Source organism: Mycolicibacterium nivoides (assembly GCF_003855255.1).
GTDB lineage: Bacteria > Actinomycetota > Actinomycetes > Mycobacteriales > Mycobacteriaceae > Mycobacterium > Mycobacterium nivoides.
Genome location: NZ_CP034072.1, coordinates 1,905,528 through 1,922,811 on the forward strand (window position 1 = coordinate 1,905,528; position 17,284 = coordinate 1,922,811).

General features: G+C 67.8%; 18 protein-coding genes and 1 tRNA gene. 12 read left to right on the forward strand and 7 right to left on the reverse strand.

Annotation, left to right across the window (positions count from 1 at the left end; genetic code table 11):
• Positions 1-20: 20 nt before the first annotated feature.
• Entirely contained in the window at positions 21-1,154 is a 1,134-nt protein-coding gene (locus tag EH231_RS09095) for a Nif3-like dinuclear metal center hexameric protein (protein WP_124712265.1), read from the reverse strand.
• Positions 1,151-2,185 (reverse strand): Rv2231c family histidinol phosphate aminotransferase CobC, encoded by a 1,035-nt coding sequence (gene cobC, locus EH231_RS09100; protein WP_124712266.1) that lies wholly within the window; start codon positions 2,183-2,185, stop codon positions 1,151-1,153. Before cobC ends, EH231_RS09095 begins: the two co-directional genes overlap by 4 nt.
• A 74-nt stretch (positions 2,186-2,259) precedes the next feature.
• Here cobC and EH231_RS09105 point away from each other — a divergent pair, with 74 nt between their 5' ends.
• The 3 genes from EH231_RS09105 to EH231_RS09115 all read left to right on the forward strand — a co-directional run bounded on the left by EH231_RS09105 (position 2,260) and on the right by EH231_RS09115 (position 4,269).
• Positions 2,260-2,937: an HAD-IA family hydrolase gene (locus EH231_RS09105; protein ID WP_124712267.1), complete on the forward strand. Its 678-nt coding sequence runs from the start codon at positions 2,260-2,262 to the stop codon at positions 2,935-2,937.
• Positions 2,938-3,001: 64 nt separating this feature from the next.
• Entirely contained in the window at positions 3,002-3,439 is a 438-nt protein-coding gene (locus tag EH231_RS09110) for an arsenate reductase/protein-tyrosine-phosphatase family protein (RefSeq protein ID WP_234940484.1), read from the forward strand.
• Positions 3,439-4,269, forward strand: a complete 831-nt coding sequence (locus tag EH231_RS09115; protein ID WP_124712269.1) for an SURF1 family cytochrome oxidase biogenesis protein — start codon at positions 3,439-3,441, stop codon at positions 4,267-4,269. The genes EH231_RS09110 and EH231_RS09115 overlap by 1 nt, the downstream gene beginning before the upstream one ends.
• On the opposite strand, the gene EH231_RS09120 is transcribed toward EH231_RS09115, so the two are convergent.
• Entirely contained in the window at positions 4,223-5,194 is a 972-nt protein-coding gene (locus EH231_RS09120) for a cobalamin biosynthesis protein (protein ID WP_124712270.1), read from the reverse strand. The two genes, EH231_RS09115 and EH231_RS09120, sit on opposite strands and share 47 nt — an antisense overlap.
• 36 nt (positions 5,195-5,230) lie before the next feature.
• Here EH231_RS09120 and EH231_RS09125 point away from each other — a divergent pair, with 36 nt between their 5' ends.
• From EH231_RS09125 to EH231_RS09135, 3 genes are all read left to right on the forward strand, one after another.
• Positions 5,231-6,067 carry an oxygenase MpaB family protein gene (locus EH231_RS09125; protein WP_124712271.1) on the forward strand — a complete coding sequence of 279 codons (837 nt, stop codon included), beginning with the start codon at positions 5,231-5,233 and terminating at the stop codon, positions 6,065-6,067.
• A gap of 13 nt (positions 6,068-6,080) precedes the next feature.
• On the forward strand, positions 6,081-6,473 hold the full coding sequence (locus EH231_RS09130) for a VOC family protein (protein WP_090431343.1): 393 nt from the start codon (positions 6,081-6,083) through the stop codon (positions 6,471-6,473).
• Between the two features lie 63 nt (positions 6,474-6,536).
• Entirely contained in the window at positions 6,537-7,040 is a 504-nt protein-coding gene (locus EH231_RS09135) for a hypothetical protein (RefSeq protein WP_090431345.1), read from the forward strand.
• 15 nt (positions 7,041-7,055) lie between these two features.
• Here the strand turns inward: EH231_RS09135 and EH231_RS09140 are convergent.
• The 4 genes from EH231_RS09140 to EH231_RS09155 all read right to left on the reverse strand — a co-directional run bounded on the left by EH231_RS09140 (position 7,056) and on the right by EH231_RS09155 (position 8,847).
• Positions 7,056-7,130 (reverse strand) — tRNA-Val (locus EH231_RS09140).
• A gap of 66 nt (positions 7,131-7,196) precedes the next feature.
• Positions 7,197-7,658 (reverse strand): peroxiredoxin, encoded by a 462-nt coding sequence (locus tag EH231_RS09145; protein WP_090431347.1) that lies wholly within the window; start codon positions 7,656-7,658, stop codon positions 7,197-7,199.
• 28 nt (positions 7,659-7,686) lie between these two features.
• A complete protein-coding gene (locus EH231_RS09150; protein WP_090431349.1) occupies positions 7,687-8,127 on the reverse strand; it encodes a DUF3052 domain-containing protein in 441 nt (146 codons plus the stop codon).
• Between the two features lie 147 nt (positions 8,128-8,274).
• Positions 8,275-8,847 carry an Rv2240c family protein gene (locus EH231_RS09155; RefSeq protein ID WP_234927195.1) on the reverse strand — a complete coding sequence of 191 codons (573 nt, stop codon included), beginning with the start codon at positions 8,845-8,847 and terminating at the stop codon, positions 8,275-8,277.
• Positions 8,848-8,992: 145 nt separating this feature from the next.
• Here EH231_RS09155 and aceE point away from each other — a divergent pair, with 145 nt between their 5' ends.
• The 6 genes from aceE to kasB all read left to right on the forward strand — a co-directional run bounded on the left by aceE (position 8,993) and on the right by kasB (position 17,270).
• The gene (aceE, locus tag EH231_RS09160; RefSeq protein WP_124712272.1) at positions 8,993-11,782 is read left to right on the forward strand and encodes a pyruvate dehydrogenase (acetyl-transferring), homodimeric type; all 2,790 of its coding nucleotides are present in this window, start codon (positions 8,993-8,995) and stop codon (positions 11,780-11,782) included.
• A 119-nt stretch (positions 11,783-11,901) separates the two neighbouring features.
• Positions 11,902-13,185: a PucR family transcriptional regulator gene (locus tag EH231_RS09165; protein ID WP_090431353.1), complete on the forward strand. Its 1,284-nt coding sequence runs from the start codon at positions 11,902-11,904 to the stop codon at positions 13,183-13,185.
• A 172-nt stretch (positions 13,186-13,357) separates the two neighbouring features.
• Entirely contained in the window at positions 13,358-14,287 is a 930-nt protein-coding gene (locus EH231_RS09170; RefSeq protein ID WP_090431355.1) for an ACP S-malonyltransferase, read from the forward strand.
• A 107-nt stretch (positions 14,288-14,394) separates the two neighbouring features.
• Entirely contained in the window at positions 14,395-14,691 is a 297-nt protein-coding gene (gene acpM, locus EH231_RS09175; RefSeq protein ID WP_003884427.1) for a meromycolate extension acyl carrier protein AcpM, read from the forward strand.
• Positions 14,688-15,938 (forward strand): 3-oxoacyl-ACP synthase KasA, encoded by a 1,251-nt coding sequence (kasA, locus tag EH231_RS09180; RefSeq protein WP_090431357.1) that lies wholly within the window; start codon positions 14,688-14,690, stop codon positions 15,936-15,938. Before acpM ends, kasA begins: the two co-directional genes overlap by 4 nt.
• Before the next feature lie 78 nt (positions 15,939-16,016).
• Positions 16,017-17,270: a 3-oxoacyl-ACP synthase KasB gene (kasB, locus tag EH231_RS09185; RefSeq protein ID WP_090431359.1), complete on the forward strand. Its 1,254-nt coding sequence runs from the start codon at positions 16,017-16,019 to the stop codon at positions 17,268-17,270.
• Positions 17,271-17,284 lie beyond the last annotated feature (14 nt).

Here is a 17,284-nt window from a genome sequence, read left to right on the forward strand (position 1 = left end):
GTTCATTTCGTCCGCTGCGGTCAGCACTCGACGTTCCACGGGTCGGTGCGCACCGACGACACCCGCACCTGCAGCGCATCGCCGAACTGTCTGTGCAGCACCCCCGCCGCCTGGGCGCACCAGGGGAATTCGGTGGCCCAGTGCGCCACGTCGACCAGCGCGACCGGTGAGGCCCGGCGGTGCTCGTCGGCGGGGTGGTGCCGCAGATCCGATGTGACATAGGCCTGTACGCCGGCCCGGGCCACCGTGCCCAGCAGTGAATCGCCCGCTCCCCCGCACACCGCGACCCGCGACACCATCGCGTCGGGATCACCCGAGGTCCGCACGCCCCATGAGGTCGCCGGCAGTGCCGCTCGCACCCGGGATGCGAAGACCGACAACGGGACCGGTCGGTCCAGCTCGCCGATCCGGCCGATTCCCACGTCACCGGGAATCGGGGCCAGGGCGAAGATGTCGAAGGCAGGCTCCTCATAGGGATGCGCGGCCCGCAGGGCGGACAGGACGGTCGCGCGCAGCCGTGAGGGGGCGATCACCTCCACCCGGTCCTCGGCCACCTGCTCGACGGTGCCCACCTCGCCGATGGCCGGGGTGGCCCCGTCATGCGGCAGGAACTGCCCGGTTCCGGCCACGCTCCAACTGCAGTGCGAGTAGTCGCCGATGCGCCCGGCGCCCGCGTCGAACAGCGCCTCTCGCACCTTCGGCGCGTCCGAGGCCGGCACGAACACCACCCATTTGTCCAGATCGGGACCCGACGCCGCCGGCGACAGCACCGCGTCGACAGTCAGGCCCAGCGCCTCGGCCAGCGCATCGGACACCCCGGGCGAGGCCGCATCGGCATTGGTGTGCGCGGTGAACAAGGCCCGCCCGGTGCGGATCAACCGGTGGATCAGCGCGCCCTTGGCGGTGTCGGCCGCGACGGTGTCCACGCCGCGCAGCAGCAGCGGGTGGTGGGCCAGCAGCAGTCCACGTTCGGGTACCTCGTCGACCACGGCCTCGGTCGCATCGACTGCGATGGTCACCGATTCGACCGGCTCGTCGGGATCGCCGCACACCAGCCCCACCGAGTCCCAGTCGTGGGCCAGCTGCGGCGGGTACGCCGCGTCCAGTGCGGCGATCACGTCGGTCAACGGCACCCCGACCGGTCGCGCGCTCATTGCAGCACCTCCGTCATGGCGTCGATCAGCGCGGGCCATTCCGGCCGCACCGCGGCGCGCAGGTAATTTTCCGGCAGGCCCACGAAAGTATCGCAACGGCGTACCGCAATGCTTTTGCTTTCCAGATGTTTTCGCATCAACTCCGCGTCGGGCACCGTGAACAGCACAAACGGCGCGTCGCCGGCCACCACGTGCAGGCCGAGCCCATCGAGCCCGGCGACCATCGCACCCCGGAGTTCGGCGAGGCGCCGTGCCCCGGCATCGGCCTCGGCTACCGCCTCCGGACTGCTGGCCGCAGCGATCGCCTCCAGTTGCAGCGTGCCCAGCGGCCAGTGCGGGCGGCGCGCGGTGAGCCGGGCCAGCACCTCGGGCGCACCCAGGGCATAGCCCACCCGCAGCCCGGCCAGTGACCAGGTCTTGGTCAGGCTGCGCAGCACCAGCACGTCGGGCAGCGATTCGGAGGCCAGCGTCTGCGCCTCACCGGGGATGCCGTCGGCGAACGCCTCGTCCACGACGATGAGCCGGCCCGGCCGGCGAAACGCCAGGATGTCCTCGCGGCGGTGCAACACCCCGGTGGGATTGGTCGGGTTGCCGACCACCACCAGGTCGGCCTCGTCCGGCACCGCCATGCCGGCGAGGGTGAACGGTGCGGGCAACACCACGTGGTGAATCCGCACCCCGGCCTCGGCCAGGACCGCTTCGGGTTCGGTGAACGACGGGGCGATCAGGGCGGCGAGCTCCGGCCGCAGTCCCGCCAGCAGGGCGAATCCCTCGGCCCCGCCGGCCAGCAGGGCCACCTCGTCCGCGGCGCGGCCGTGGCGGGTCGCGACGGCGTCGACGGCCCGGCGCTGATCGGCCTGGCTCGGGTAGCTGCCCAGGTCGGGCAGCCGGGACGTCAGCCGGTCGGTCAACCAGGCCGGAGGACCGCCGGGGCGCACGTTGACCGCGAAGTCCAGCATGCCCGGCAATGCGGCCTGGTCGCCGTGGTAGCGGGCGCCGGCACGGGCCCCTACACGGTTTCGACTCGACACAGCACGACCCTAGTGGTCGGGGTGCTCAGCTGGGCATCCGGAGGACTGCCAGCGGCATACGGGAGAATGGGCACGTGACTGACACGCTGGAACGCACCCGACCGCAGCTGGTGCTGTTCGACCTCGACGGCACCCTGACCGATTCGGCGGCCGGGATCGTGTCGAGTTTCCGCCACGCGCTGGCCCAGGTCGGTGCCGGTGTCCCCGATGGTGACCTGGCGGGACGCATCGTGGGTCCGCCCATGCACGAGACGCTGCAGTCGTTGAGCCGCGGTGAGACGAGCTTCGACGCCGACGCCGCGATCGCCGCCTACCGCGCCGATTACACGAGCCGCGGATGGGCGATGAACAGCCTGTTCGACGGCGTCGAGCCGTTGTTGGCAGATCTGCGCGCGGCCGGGGTGCGGCTGGCCGTCGCGACCTCGAAGGCCGAGCCCACGGCGCGGCGCATCCTGGAGCATTTCGGCCTGGACGGCTATTTCGAGGTGATCGCGGGAGCCAGCCCCGACGGCGTCCGGGCGGCCAAGGCCGACGTGGTCGCCCACGCGCTGGCCCAACTCGAACCCCTGCCGCAGCGCGTCCTGATGGTCGGTGACCGGATGCACGATGTCGAGGGCGCGGCCGAGCACGGCATCGACACCGTGGTGGTCGGCTGGGGCTACGGCGCCACGGACTTCTCCGGTCCCACCGCGGTGACTGCGCACGCTCACGTCGACACCGTCGCCGCACTTCGGGAGGTGCTCGGTGTCTGACGTTTCCACCGAGCCGGTTCTGCACGTCACGTTCGTGTGCTCGGGCAACATCTGCCGCTCCCCCATGGCCGAGAAGATGTTCGCCCACCAGATCAGCGAGCGCGGCCTGGCCGACGTCGTCCGGGTGAGCAGCGGCGGCACCGGCGGCTGGCATGCCGGTGACGGCGCCGACGCGCGTGCCTGCCTGGTGTTGCGCGAGCGCGGCTATCCCAGCGATCACGTCGCGGCCCAGGTCTCCGACGACCATCTCGGCGCCGACCTGGTGGTCGCGCTCGGTCGCAACCACCTGCGCATCCTGACCGATCTGGGGGTGCCGGACGAGCGGCTGCGGATGCTGCGCTCGTTCGACCCGCGCTCGGGCGCGCATGCTCGAGACGTGGAGGACCCCTACTACGGCGCCAAGACCGATTTCGAGGATGTGTTCACCGTGATCGAAGCGTCCCTGCCCGGGCTGCACAGCTGGGTCGATCAGGCACTGACCGCCCGAGGAATCGTGGCCTGATGAAGCGGCTGACCTTCCTGCTGCGGCCCCAGTGGATAGCGCTGTTCATCGTGGTGGCGGCATTCGCCTACCTGTGTTTCACCGTGCTGGCGCCGTGGCAGTTGGGCAAGAACACCAAGACCTCGCGGGAGAACAACCAGATCAGCCATTCGCTGCAGGCCGATCCGGTTCCGGTCACCACCCTTCTGCCGCAACAGGATTCGATCGCACCCGACGCCCAGTGGCAGCGCGTCACCGCCACCGGCCATTACCTGCCCAAGGCCGAGGTGCTGGTCCGGCTGCGGGTGGTCGACGGCGAGCCGGCCTTCGAGGTGCTCACCCCGTTCGCCGTGGACGGCGGGCCGGTGGTGCTGGTCGATCGCGGCTTCATCACCCCCATCGACGGAAACAAGGTGCCCGAGTTCGCGGCCGCACCGGCGGGCCAGGTGACCATCACCGCGCGTCTGCGTGATGCGGAAGCCCGGGTCGTGGGCAAGGAGCCGTTCCGCGGCGAGGATGGCGCGCAGCAGGTGTATTCGATCAACACCGAGCAGATCTCCTCGATCACCGGGGTGCCACTGGCCGGGTCGTATCTGCAGTTGGTGGCCGACCAGCCCGGCGGGCTCGGGGAGATCTCGCTTCCCCACCTCGACGCCGGACCGTTCCTGTCCTACGGCATCCAGTGGATCGCGTTCGGCATCGTCGCCCCGTTGGGACTCGGCTACTTCGTCTACGCCGAGATACAGCAACGTCGGCGCGAACGGGCCGCCGCCCAAAAGGCGTCCGACGAGCCCGCCCGCGAACTCACCAACGAGGAGAAGCTCGCCGACCGCTACGGGAAGCGCCGCTGAGCGCCAACAGCACCGCCACCGCGGCCGCCGAGGCCTGCACGGCGCGCGAGAGCCGCACCGCCCGGGCCACATCGACCACCTCGGGGATGCGCCCGTCGCCCAGGGTCGGCCGGATCTCCAGCTGATGCGCGTACTGCGTCGGGCCGCCCAGACGCACCCCGAGCGCCCCGGCGAAAGACGCCTCGGCCACCCCGGCATTGGGGCTGGGATGGCGGGATGCGTCGTGCCGCCAGGCGCGCAACGCCGCGGCCGGCGACCCGTCCACCACCGGGGCACACAGCACCGCCAGCACCCCGGTCAACCGGGCCGGCAGATAGTTCAGTACATCGTCGAATCTGGCTGCCGCCCAACCGAAGTAGTTGTAGCGCGGCGAGCGGTGCCCGATCATCGCGTCCAGCGTGTTGGCTCCCCGGTACACCAGCACTGCTGGTACCCCGCCGATCGCCGCCCAGAACAGCGGTGCCACCTGGGCGTCAGAGGTGTTCTCGGCCAGCGATTCCACGGTGGCCCGCGTCAGGCCCGAGACATCCAGCGCGGCGGGATCCCGCCCGCACAGGGAGGGCAAAAGTCGACGGGCTCCGGCCACGTCGTCGGTGGCCAGCAGCGTCGCCATCTGATGCCCGACCCGGTTGAGCGATGTGCCGCCGAGTGCGACATAGGTGGCCGCCGCCGTCACCCAGACCCGGTCACCGCGCCCCGCTGCCCAGCCCAGCCCGGCCAGCCCGCCGAGCAGCAGCCCGGTGTGCAGGACGCCTGCCCCGCGATTGTCGGCGTAGGTCAGCTTTTCCAACCGTGCTGCGCCAGTGCCGAACCCGGCCACCGGATGTCCGCGGGTCGGGTCCCCCAGCAGCAGGTCGGCCAGGAATCCCACGGCGATACCAGCGGCCCGACCTTGCCAGGCTCGTCGGCTTCTACGCGCAAACACCTCGGCAGCGTCTCACAAAGTGGTCTACTCGAATTCATGAGGCTGGGTCCGGCACCACGCCCGCGACGGGTCACCGATCTGCTCAACCCGGCGGCGGCGCTGCTGCCCGCGGCCAATGTCATCATGCAGTTGTCCGCCCCGGGTGTCGGTTACGGCGTCCTGGAGAGCCCGGTGGACAGCGGCAACGTCTACAAGCATCCGTTCAAACGGGCCCGCACCACCGGCACCTACCTGGCCGCAGCCACCATGGGCACCAATGCCGACCGTGCGCTGCTGCGCGCGCAGATCGACAGGGTGCACGCCATAGTCCGCTCACGGGAGTCAAGCCCGGTGTCCTACAACGCTTTCGACCCGCGGTTGCAGCTGTGGGTGGCGGCCTGCCTGTACCGCTACTACGTCGACATGCACGAGTTCCTCTACGGGCCGCTCGACGAGGAATCCGCCGACGCGATCTATGCCGATGCCCGCACCCTGGGCACCACTCTGCAGGTGCGCGACGAGATGTGGCCCGAGGACCGCAACGCCTTCGACTCGTATTGGAAGCAGTCGCTGCAGGACCTGCGGATCGACCCGCCGGTGCGCGAGCATTTGTATGGAGTGGCCACTTTGGCGTTCTTGGCGTTTCTGCCCGCGCCGATACGGCTGCTGGCCGGGCGGTTCAACCTGTTCGCCACCACCGGGTTCCTGCCCGCGGAGTTCCGCGGTCATATGCGGATGAGCTGGACGGCCGATCAACAGCGGCGGTTCGAGCGGTTGTTGACCGGGCTGCGGGTCGCCGATCGCGTGATCCCCCACGAGGTGTGGTTGCTCGGCTATCAGCTTTATCTGTGGGACATGCGGATCCGTGACCGCTTCGGCAAACGGGTGGTCTGATCGAGGAGGCGAAATGACGTTCCCAGCGCTCGCTCATGTGGCGGTCACCGTCCGCGATCTGGCGGTCAGCGGCCCGTGGTACCGCACGCTGTTCGACGCCGATCCGGTGCTCGACGAGGACACCGACGCCGGCTTCCATCACCTGGTGTGGCTGCTGGAGGGCGGCACACTGTTCGGCATCCATCAACACCGGAATCCCGCGCCCGACGAGCGTTTCAGCGAGTTCCGGGTGGGCCTGGACCACGTCGGCTTCGGCTGCGCGTCGCGTGCGGAACTGCAGGCCTGGGTGGACCGGCTCGACGGGCTGGGCATCGCCCACGGCGGGATCGTCGACGCGCCGTACGGGTCGGGGCTGAGTTTTCGCGATCCCGACGGCATCGCCCTGGAGTTCTTCGCCGGGAACTGAACTCCGGTGGTACCGCAGAGTATCGAGGGTTGGCGCGGATATGATCCGTCGCGGAGGTCCCTTTTGAAAGACGCCATTGTCCTGGTTGCTGTTTCGCTGGCAATCGGATTCGCGCTCGGCGGCCTGCAGTCATCCGGCCCGCCGGCCGCCGCCCCTGAGCCACCGGTTCCGCCGCTGCCCCGGCCGGGCGTCTACACCGTCACCGAGACCTCGGGCAACGCCGCGCCGCACCCCTACGACTGGACCCTGACGGGCTGCGGGCCCGAATGTCTGCGCGTGCACTCGCCCGCGCCGGAGGGCGACTGGCAGCTGGACCTGTCGTGGGATGCCGCCGCCGACCGGCACAAGGGCGCCTGGGTCGGTGAACGCGTCAACCCCGGCGTGCAGTGCCGGCCCGGCAGCTCCCAGCCGAAGACGGGCCCGGTCGCGTTCAAGTACGTCATCAGGCGCGATCTCACGGGGTTCGTCAACATGAAGTACTCCCGGGAGAGCCCTTCGTGCTGGGGTGAGACCGTCATGCGCGGCCAGGAACTCGCACTGAAACGCGCGAAGCCGGTGTGGTCCTAGGACCGGGGAATTTGATGGTGGGCGCGGACGGTATCGAACCGCCGACCGCTGGTGTGTAAAACCAGAGCTCTACCACTGAGCTACGCGCCCCGTCGCAGGCACGGTACACGCCGATACGCCGTGACCGGAAATCCCGCAAAGGAAGGACAGACTACTTCACCCTTTCAGCGCGGCCAGTGCCTCCCGCCACACGGCCTGATCGCGTGCCTGACCCGGGTCCATCATCTCGGCGAAGCGGATCTGGCCGGCCCGGTCGACGACGAACGTGCCCCGGTTCGGGTATCCGGCATCGGAGTTGAACACGCCGTAGGCCTGGGTGACCGCGCCGTGCGGCCAGAAATCCGACAGCACCGGGAACGTGAATCCGCTTTCGATCGACCAGATCTTGTGCGTCGGAGGCGGTCCGACCGAGATGGCCAGCGTCGCCGTGTCGTCGTTCTCGTACAACGGCAGCTTGTCGCGGATCTCTCCGAGTTCGCCCTCACACACGCCGGTGAAGGCCAGCGGAAAGAACACCAGCAGCACGTCCTTGGCGCCGCGGTACCCGCTGAGGGTGATCGGCCTGCCGTTCTGGTCCCGGAGCGTGAAATCGGGCGCCGGGGCGCCGACAGCGAGCATCACCGTTTGTTCTTCGCGCGAGCGCTCATCACGGCGCCCGCTTGCCCGCTGCCTTCGATTTCGGCTGCACCAACCGACTCGCCGCCCAGTCCCCCAAGGTGGCCGACGAGGTCTGCATCAGACCCGCCGTCGGCGCCGATTCGGCGATCTCCGCGGGCTGCACGTGCCCAGGCTTACCGGTCTTGGGGGTCACCACCCAGATCACGCCGTCCTCGGCGAGTGGAGTGATGGCGTCCATGAGCCGGTCGACCAGATCCCCGTCGTCGTCTCTCCACCAGAGCAATACGACATCTACGACTTCGTCCGAATCCTCATCGAGCAGCTCGGAGCCGCACGCTTCCTCGATGTCGGCCCGGATGTCGTCGTCGCTATCCTCGTCCCAACCCAGTTCCTGGACTATCTGATCCTTCTGGATCCCCAGGATGTGGGCGTAGTTCGGGCCTGAGTCCGTCCCCGCCGCCGCGACCACCGTCGTCCTCCTTAACCTTTCTTCGAGCCTCTCTCAAGACCTGTCCGTTGCCCGCCTCATTCGCGCGTGCGATGCGTGTTGTGCCCTATCGTCGCACGCCGACCCACCGGTGCGGGTGTCCGGCGGGCGAGTTTGTCCGCCCGCCGGTCAGTAAGCCTTGTCGCATCGGGTCAGTGCGTTCTCTCGGGCGGTGTTCGATCGGTTGGACGCCGCGTTGAACTGATCCGGGCCGACATGGCCCGAAATGGCGGCCACAAGGGCTCGCGCCGAGTCGATCCACTCGGTCAGCGCGGTGCGCAGATCCGGTGACAGCGCATCTGACAGGCCGGAACTGACCAGATCGGCGCTGCGATTCAGCCCGTCGATCGCGGGGCCCGCCTTGGCCGCGGTGTCGCCATTGTTGTTGACGGCCTCGACATAGCCGTTGACCGCATTGACCGCGTCCACTGCCGAGGTGCTGAGGTCCTCGCACACGGTGTGCACGGCGCGCGTGGTCAGGGAGGCCTGCCGTTCGGATTCGCGGGTCACCGAGCTCGCCGAGGACTCCTCGATCGACGCCTTCACCGACGCCCGGTACTCGGGCGCCGCGGCGGAATCCACCTGTGCGGTACCGCCGGTAACGGCCGAACAACCCACCACGACCATCGCGATCACCGCGGCACCACCTAGTGCGCGCGCGGCGATCCGCGCCTTTGCCCCAACCCGCCCATCAACCGGCACGATCTGCAGACGTTACCGGTTCAGAAAGCAACTGATGGGTAACTTCCGCAGCGCCACCCCCAGCGACACCGAGACGGCAAGATGGGTGGACGATAGAAGGTGCCACAAGCACTGTCAGTTGTTACCGCCTAACAAGGAGCGGAAGTTGACCACCGAGTTCGTGCGCCAGGATCTGGCCCAAAACTCCTCTACCGCAGCCGAACCCGACCGGGTCCGGGTGATTCGCGAGGGAGTTGCCTCCTACCTTCCGGATATCGATACCGACGAGACCGCGGAATGGCTGGAGTCGTTCGACGAATTGCTGGAGCGATCCGGTCCGGCGCGGGCCCGGTACCTGATGTTGCGGCTGCTGGAGCGCTCGCGCGAGAAGCGCGTCGCGATCCCGGCACTGACGTCGACCGATTACGTCAACACCATTCCCACCGAGCTGGAGCCCTGGTTCCCCGGCGACGAGGATGTCGAGCGACGCTTCCGCGCCTGGATCCGGTGGAACGCGGCCATCATGGTGCACCGCGCCCAGCGCCCGGGAGTCGGTGTGGGCGGCCATATTTCGACGTACGCATCGTCGGCGTCGCTGTATGAGGTCGGCTTCAACCACTTCTTCCGCGGCAAATCCCACCCAGGCGGTGGCGACCAGGTTTTCATCCAGGGCCACGCCTCCCCCGGCATCTATGCACGCGCCTTCCTCGAAGGCCGCCTGACGACCGACCAACTGGATGGTTTCCGCCAGGAGCACAGCCATCCCGGCGGTGGCCTGCCGTCCTACCCGCACCCGCGCCTGATGCCGGACTTCTGGGAATTCCCGACGGTGTCGATGGGCCTGGGTCCGATGAACGCCATCTATCAGGCCCGGTTCAACCACTACCTGCATGACCGCGGCATCAAGGACACCTCCGATCAGCACGTGTGGGCGTTCCTCGGCGACGGCGAGATGGACGAGCCCGAGAGCCGCGGCCTGATCCAGGTGGCCGCCAACGAGGCGCTCGACAACCTGACCTTCGTGGTGAACTGCAACCTGCAGCGCCTGGACGGCCCCGTGCGCGGCAACGGCAAGATCATCCAGGAACTGGAGTCGTTCTTCCGCGGCGCCGGCTGGAACGTCATCAAGGTGGTCTGGGGCCGCGAGTGGGACGCCCTGCTGCACGCCGATCGCGACGGCGCGCTGGTCAACCTGATGAATACGACGCCTGACGGTGACTACCAGACGTACAAGGCCAACGACGGCGCCTACGTGCGCGATCACTTCTTCGGCCGCGACCCGCGCACCAAGGCTCTGGTCGAGCCGATGACCGACCAGGAGATCTGGAACCTCAAGCGCGGCGGTCACGACTACCGCAAGGTGTATGCCGCCTACCGGGCCGCGATGGAGCACAAGGGCCAGCCGACCATCATCCTGGCCAAGACCATCAAGGGCTACACGCTGGGCAGCCACTTCGAGGGCCGCAACGCCACGCACCAGATGAAAAAGCTTGCGCTGCAAGACCTCAAAGACTTCCGCGACGTCACCCGGGTGCCCATCACCGATGAGCAGCTCGAGCAGGACCCCTACCTGCCGCCGTACTACCACCCGGGGCCCGAGGCACCCGAGATCCGCTACCTGCTGGACCGCCGCCGCGCCCTTGGCGGCTTCGTGCCGGCACGACGGAACAAGTCCACGCCGCTGGCGCTGCCCGCATCCGACGCCTACTCGGCGTTGAAGAAGGGGTCGGGCAACCAGGCCGTTGCCACCACCATGGCCACGGTGCGCACGTTCAAGGAACTGTTGCGGGACAAGAACATCGGTCCGCGTCTGGTGCCGATCATCCCCGACGAGGCCCGCACCTTCGGTATGGACTCGTGGTTCCCGAGCCTGAAGATCTACAACCGCAACGGGCAGCTGTACACATCGGTGGACTCGACGTTGATGCTGGCCTACAAGGAATCCGAGATCGGCCAGATCCTGCACGAGGGCATCAACGAGGCCGGGTCGACGTCGTCGTTCACCGCGGTGGGCACGTCGTACTCCACCCACAACGAGCCGATGATCCCGATCTACATCTTCTATTCGATGTTCGGGTTCCAGCGGACCGGCGACGGCCTGTGGGCGGCGGCCGATCAGATGGCCAAGGGCTTCGTGCTCGGGGCGACCGCCGGACGCACCACGCTGACCGGCGAGGGCCTGCAGCACGCCGATGGCCATTCGCTGCTGCTGGCGTCGACCAACCCGGCCGCGGTGACCTACGACCCGGCGTTCGCCTACGAGATCGCCCACATCATCGAGAGCGGCCTGCAGCGGATGTACGGCGAGCACGCCGAGAACGTGTTCTTCTACATCACCATCTACAACGAGCCCTACGTGCAACCCGCGGAGCCGGCCGATCTGGACACCGAGGCGCTGTTGCGGGGTATGTACCGCTACCGCCGCGCGCCCGAACAGCGCACGAATACCGCCCAGATCCTGGCCTCGGGCGTGTCGATGCCCGAGGCGTTGCGCGCGGCGGACATGCTGGCCGCGGAGTGGGACGTGGCCGCCGACGTGTGGTCGGTGACCAGCTGGGGTGAGCTCAACCGCGAAGGTGTGGAGATCGAGCGGCACCGGCTGCGGCATCCCGATCAGCCCGCCCGGACTCCGCACGTGACCAGCGCCCTGGCCGACGCGGCGGGACCGGTGGTGGCGGTGTCGGACTGGATGCGTGCGGTACCCGAGCAGATCCGGCCGTGGGTCCCGGGTACCTACATCACGCTGGGGACCGACGGCTTCGGCTTCTCCGACACCCGCCCGGCCGCTCGGCGCTACTTCAACACCGACGCCGAGTCGGTCGTGGTGGCAGCGCTGGAGGGGCTCGCCCGCGACGGCGAGATCGATCCCTCGGTGGCCATCGCGGCGGCCAAGCAGTACAAGATCGACGACGTGTTCGCCGCCGCGGTGTCCTACGTCGATACCGGCAGCGCCTAGTTTCTTTGGCGCGAGCAGACGCCGAGGTACCCCGAATCGCGACAAATCGGGTACCGGAGCGTCTGCTCGCGCAGGGGTGGTTGGAGGAATCCACCAGAATATTGGCGTAGCTTTTAGGGATGGCTGACAACCGGTTCGTTCCGCCGAAGTCGACGGTCGAGGTCCTTGAGACCGTGCCCGACTCGGTGCTGCGCCGGTTGAAGCAGTATTCCGGCCGGCTGGCCACCGAGGCGGTGCACGCCATGGCCGAGCGCCTGGACTTCTTCTCCGATCTGGACGCGTCGCAACGGGCCAGCGTGCAGTTGGTCGTACAGACCGCCGTGGTCAACTTCGTCGAATGGATGCGGGACCCGGAAAGCGACGTCAGCTACACCGCCCAGGCCTTCGAGGTGGTGCCGCAGGACCTGCGGCGTCGCATCGCCCTGCGGCAGTCGGTCGAGATGGTGCGGACCTCGATGGAGTTCTTCGAAGAGGTGGTGCCGCTGCTGGCCCGCTCCGAGGTCCAGCTCAACGCGCTGACGGCCGGCATCCTGCGCTACAGCCGCGACCTGGCGTTCGCGGCGGCCAGCGCCTATGCCGATCAGGCCGAGGCCCGCGGGGCCTGGGACCTCCGGATGGAGGCCAACGTCGTCGACGCGGTGGTGCGCGGCGACACCGGGACCGAACTGCAGTCCCAGGCCGCGGCGCTGAACTGGGACGCCACCGCGCCGGCCACGGTGATCGTCGGCCTACCGCACCCGGACCGGCTGGATCTGGCCCGGGACGACATCCACGACGTCACCAAGCGCCACAACCGGGCGGCCCTGTCTGATGTCCACGGAACGTGGCTGGTCACGATCGTGTCGGGCCCGCTGTCAGCAACCGATCGCTTCCTGGTCGACGTGCTGTCGGTATTCGCCGACGGCCCGGTCGTGGTCGGGCCGACAACCCCGACGCTGACGGCCGCCCACCGCAGCGCCACCGAGGCGATCTCGGGCATGAACGCGGTGGCCGGATGGCCCGGCGCACCCCGCCCGGTGTCGGCGCGCGAACTGCTGCCGGAACGGGCCCTGCTGGGCGACGCGACGGCGATCGCGGCGTTGGAAAGCGAGGTCATGCGCCCCTTGGCCGATGCCGGACCGGCGCTCACCGAGACCCTCGACGCGTTCCTGGATTCCGGGGGCGCCATCGAAGCTTGCGCACGCAAATTGTTCGTTCATCCAAACACGGTGCGTTACCGGCTGAAACGGATCGGCGACTTCACCGGCCGCGACCCCGCCGTGCCGCGGGACGCCTACGTGCTGCGCGTTGCGTCCACGGTGGGCAGACTGAGCAAACAGGCGTACCAGCCGAGCACGCCAAATGCCGGAACCGTCGTGATACCGGCGATTCGCCCGCCACATTCCGCCAGACAGCGGGCCTGAACTGGCCCCACCGGACGTCGGAGCGGCTGTGACATATTTCGCTGCGGTGAAGGCAATGTCGCATCACATGCACTTTTGTGGGGAACCTACAAAAACATAAGACAAGGTTCATAATCTCTTACACCCCACAAAACCGTCTTCACAGTGTTCTCTTAATGACGTGCCTCAACCCGTGCTCGCATTGCTTGCTCCCGGACAGGGATCGCAGACCCCCGGCATGCTCTCCCCTTGGTTGGAGCTGCCCGGTGCGGCCGATCGCCTCGCCACGTGGTCGCAGATCAGCGGCCTGGATCTGGCACGTCTGGGAACCACCGCCACCGCGGAGGAGATCACCGACACCGCGGTGACGCAGCCGCTGGTGGTGGCCGCCACGCTGCTGGCCTATGAGGAACTGGCCAAGCGCGGCGTTCCCATCGCCGCCGATCCGGCCGCGACACTAGTCGCCGGCCATTCGGTCGGTGAGATCGCCGCCTACGCCATCGCCGGCGTCATCTCCGCCGACGACGCGGTCAAGCTGGCCGCCACCCGTGGCGCCGAGATGGCCAAGGCCTGCGCCGTCGAGCCGACCGGCATGTCGGCGGTGCTCGGTGGCGACGAGGCCGAGGTGCTGGCCCGGCTGGAGTCACTGGACCTGGTCCCGGCCAACCGCAACGCCGCCGGCCAGATCGTGGCCGCCGGTGCGATCGCGGCGCTGGAGAAGCTCGCCGAGGATCCGCCAGCCAAGGCCCGCGTCCGTCAGCTGGCGACCGCAGGCGCGTTCCACACCCATTACATGGCTTCCGCGCTGGATGGCTACGCCGCCGCAGCCGCGTCTGTAACGACCTCCGAGCCCACCGCGACACTTCTGTCGAACGCGGACGGCCAGCCGGTCGCCTCGGCTTCCGATGCGATGGAGAAGTTGGTGTCCCAGCTGACCAAGCCGGTGCGCTGGGATCTGTGCACCGCCACCATGCGGGACCGTTTCCAGGGCGCCGAGCGCGCCGGGATCGTCGAATTCCCGCCGGCAGGCACCCTGGTCGGCATCGCCAAGCGTGAACTGAAGGGCACACCCACCCGCGCGGTCAAGGCCCCCGCAGACCTGGATGGCTTGGACGAGCTGTAAGTCCAGCAAAACCGAATAACGCAGTAACGAATAACGCAGTAACGACCGAACGTCCCGAAATGTCCTCCGCACCCGGAGGGCACTATCAACAACAAGAAGGAGCCATTGTGGCCGCCAGTCAAGAAGAAATCATCGCCGGTCTCGCAGAGATCATCGAAGAGGTCACCGGCATCGAGCCGTCTGAGGTGACCCCGGAGAAGTCGTTCGTCGACGACCTGGACATCGACTCGCTGTCGATGGTGGAGATCGCCGTGCAGACCGAGGACAAGTACGGCGTGAAGATCCCCGATGAGGATCTGGCCGGCCTGCGCACCGTCGGTGACGTCGTCTCCTACATCCAGAAGCTCGAAGAAGAGAACCCCGAGGCTGCCGCCGCCCTGCGCGAGAAGTTTGGCTCGGAATGACCAGACCTTCCACTGCTAACGGAGGCTTCCCGAACGTCGTGGTGACTGCCGTGGAGGCCACCACGGCGCTCGCTGCTGACATCGAGAGCACGTGGAAGGGCCTCCTGGCCGGAGAAAGCGGCATCCGTGAGTTGACCGACGACTTCGTCACCAAGTGGGACCTCCCGGTGCGTATCGGTGGTCACCTGGTCGATGACGTCGACAGCCACCTGACCCGCATCGAGCTGCGCCGCAATTCCTATGTGCAGCGCATGTCGTTGGTGCTGGCCCGGCGGCTGTGGAAGAACGCAGGTGCACCCGAGGTCGATCCCGACCGGTTCTCGGTCGTGATCGGCACCGGCCTCGGTGGCGGCGAGAAGATCGTCGAGACCTACGACGCGATGAACGAGGGCGGGATCCGCAAGGTCAGCCCGCTCGCCGTTCAGATGATCATGCCCAACGGTGCCGCTGCGGTCGCCGGCCTGGAGCTGGGCGCCCGCGCCGGGGTCATCACCCCGGTGTCGGCGTGTTCGTCAGGGTCCGAGGCCATCGCCCACGGCTGGCGGCAGATCGTGATGGGTGACGCGGACTTCGCCGTTGTCGGCGGTGTGGAAGGCGGCATCGAGGCACTGCCCATCGCGGCGTTCTCGATGATGCGTGCCATGTCGACCCGCAACGACGATCCCGCCGGAGCGTCGCGGCCGTTCGACAAGGATCGCGACGGCTTCGTGTTCGGTGAGGCCGGCGCGATGATGATCATCGAGACCGAGGAGCACGCCCTGGCCCGTGGCGCCAAGCCGCTGGCCCGCCTGTTGGGTGCAGGTATCACCTCGGACGCGTTCCATATGGTCGCTCCCGCGGACAACGGTCAGCGTGCCGGTGCCGCGATGAAGCGGGCGATGGAAACCGCGGGTCTGGAAGCCAAGGACATCGATCACATCAATGCCCACGGCACGGCCACCCCGATCGGTGACACCGCCGAGGCCAACGCCATCCGCGTTGCCGGATGCGAGAACGCCGCGGTCTACGCGCCCAAGTCGGCGCTGGGTCACTCGATCGGTGCGGTCGGTGCGCTGGAGTCGGTGTTGACGGTGCTCGCGTTGCGCGACGGGGTAATCCCCCCGACGCTTAACTATGAGACACCGGATCCTGAGATCGATCTCGATGTGGTTGCGGGCGAGCCTCGTTATGGCGACTACAAGTACGCCATCAACAACTCGTTCGGATTCGGTGGCCACAATGTGGCTCTGGCGTTCGGGAAGTACTGACATCGGGTAGAAGAACCCGATAGGTAACCCCGGACGACACCCACCGAGGGAAAGCACGGAAGGAAGAACACAGCAAATATGGCGGGATTGTCCACTGGGAATGGTCTTCCCAATGTGGTTGTCACCGGCGTAGCCATGTCAACGGCGCTGGCAACCGATGCTGAAAGCACCTGGAAGAAGCTGCTCGACGGTCAGAGTGGCATACGCACTCTCACCGATTCGTTCGTCGAGGAGTACGACCTGCCGGTTCGCATCGGCGGGCATCTTCTCGAGGATTTCGATCACGAGCTGACGCGGGTCGAACTGCGCCGGTTGTCATATTTGCAAAAGATGTCGACGGTGATCGGCCGCCGGGTCTGGGCCAACGCAGGCTCCCCGGAGGTCGATACCCGTCGCCTCATGGTGTCCATCGGCACCGGCATGGGTTCCTCCGAGGAACTCGTGTTCGCCTACGACGGCATGCGGACCAAGGGCCTGCGCGCCGTGTCACCACTGGTCGTGCAGATGTACATGCCCAACGGTGCGGCAGCGGCTGTCGGGCTGGATCGCAAGGCCAAGGCCGGGGTGTGTACCTCGATCTCGGCCTGCGCCTCCGGTTCCGAGGCCATCGCCAACGCCTGGCGCCAGATCGTGCTCGGCGAGGCCGACATCGCGATCTGCGGTGGCGTCGAGACAAAGATCGAGGCCGTGCCGATCGCCGGCTTCGCGCAGATGCGCATCGTGCTGTCGAACACCAACGACGATCCGGCGGGCGCGTGCCGCCCGTTCGACAAGGACCGCAACGGTTTCGTGTTCGGCGAGGGCGGTGCCCTCATGGTCATCGAGACCGAGGAGCACGCCAAGGCGCGCGGCGCCAACATCCTGGGCCGTCTGATGGGTGCGAGCGTCACGTCGGACGGCTACCACATCGTCGCGCCGGACCCCAACGGCGAGCAGGCTGGTCACGCCATGACCCGCGCCATCGAACTGGCGGGCCTGCAGCCCACCGACATCGATCACATCAATGCGCATGCCACGGGCACCAGCGTCGGCGATGTGGCCGAGGGGAAAGCGATCAACAACGCGATGCGCGGCCACGTGCCCGCTGTCTACGCGCCCAAGTCCGCTCTCGGACACTCGGTCGGCGCGGTCGGCGCGGTGGAGTCCATCCTGACGGTCATGGCGCTGCGGGACGGCGTCATTCCGCCGACGCTCAACCTGCGCAACCTCGATCCGGAGATCGATCTGGACGTGGTGTCCGGTGACCCGCGGCAAGGCGACTTCAAGTACGCGATCAACAATTCGTTCGGATTCGGTGGGCACAACGTCGCGCTCGCCTTCGGAAAGTACTGAGACCCGGCGCTTTC

Coding starts and splice junctions, on each gene's coding strand:
- EH231_RS09115 (WP_124712269.1), top strand. CDS start 3,439: ATGAAGCGGCTGACCTTCCTGCTGCGGCCCCAGTGGATAGCGCTGTTC.
- EH231_RS09165 (WP_090431353.1), top strand. CDS start 11,902: ATGGCTGACAACCGGTTCGTTCCGCCGAAGTCGACGGTCGAGGTCCTT.
- kasA (WP_090431357.1), top strand. CDS start 14,688: ATGACCAGACCTTCCACTGCTAACGGAGGCTTCCCGAACGTCGTGGTG.
- EH231_RS09125 (WP_124712271.1), top strand. CDS start 5,231: ATGAGGCTGGGTCCGGCACCACGCCCGCGACGGGTCACCGATCTGCTC.
- kasB (WP_090431359.1), top strand. CDS start 16,017: ATGGCGGGATTGTCCACTGGGAATGGTCTTCCCAATGTGGTTGTCACC.
- EH231_RS09130 (WP_090431343.1), top strand. CDS start 6,081: ATGACGTTCCCAGCGCTCGCTCATGTGGCGGTCACCGTCCGCGATCTG.
- EH231_RS09110 (WP_234940484.1), top strand. CDS start 3,002: ATGGCCGAGAAGATGTTCGCCCACCAGATCAGCGAGCGCGGCCTGGCC.
- EH231_RS09095 (WP_124712265.1), bottom strand. CDS start 1,154: ATGAGCGCGCGACCGGTCGGGGTGCCGTTGACCGACGTGATCGCCGCA.
- EH231_RS09145 (WP_090431347.1), bottom strand. CDS start 7,658: ATGCTCGCTGTCGGCGCCCCGGCGCCCGATTTCACGCTCCGGGACCAG.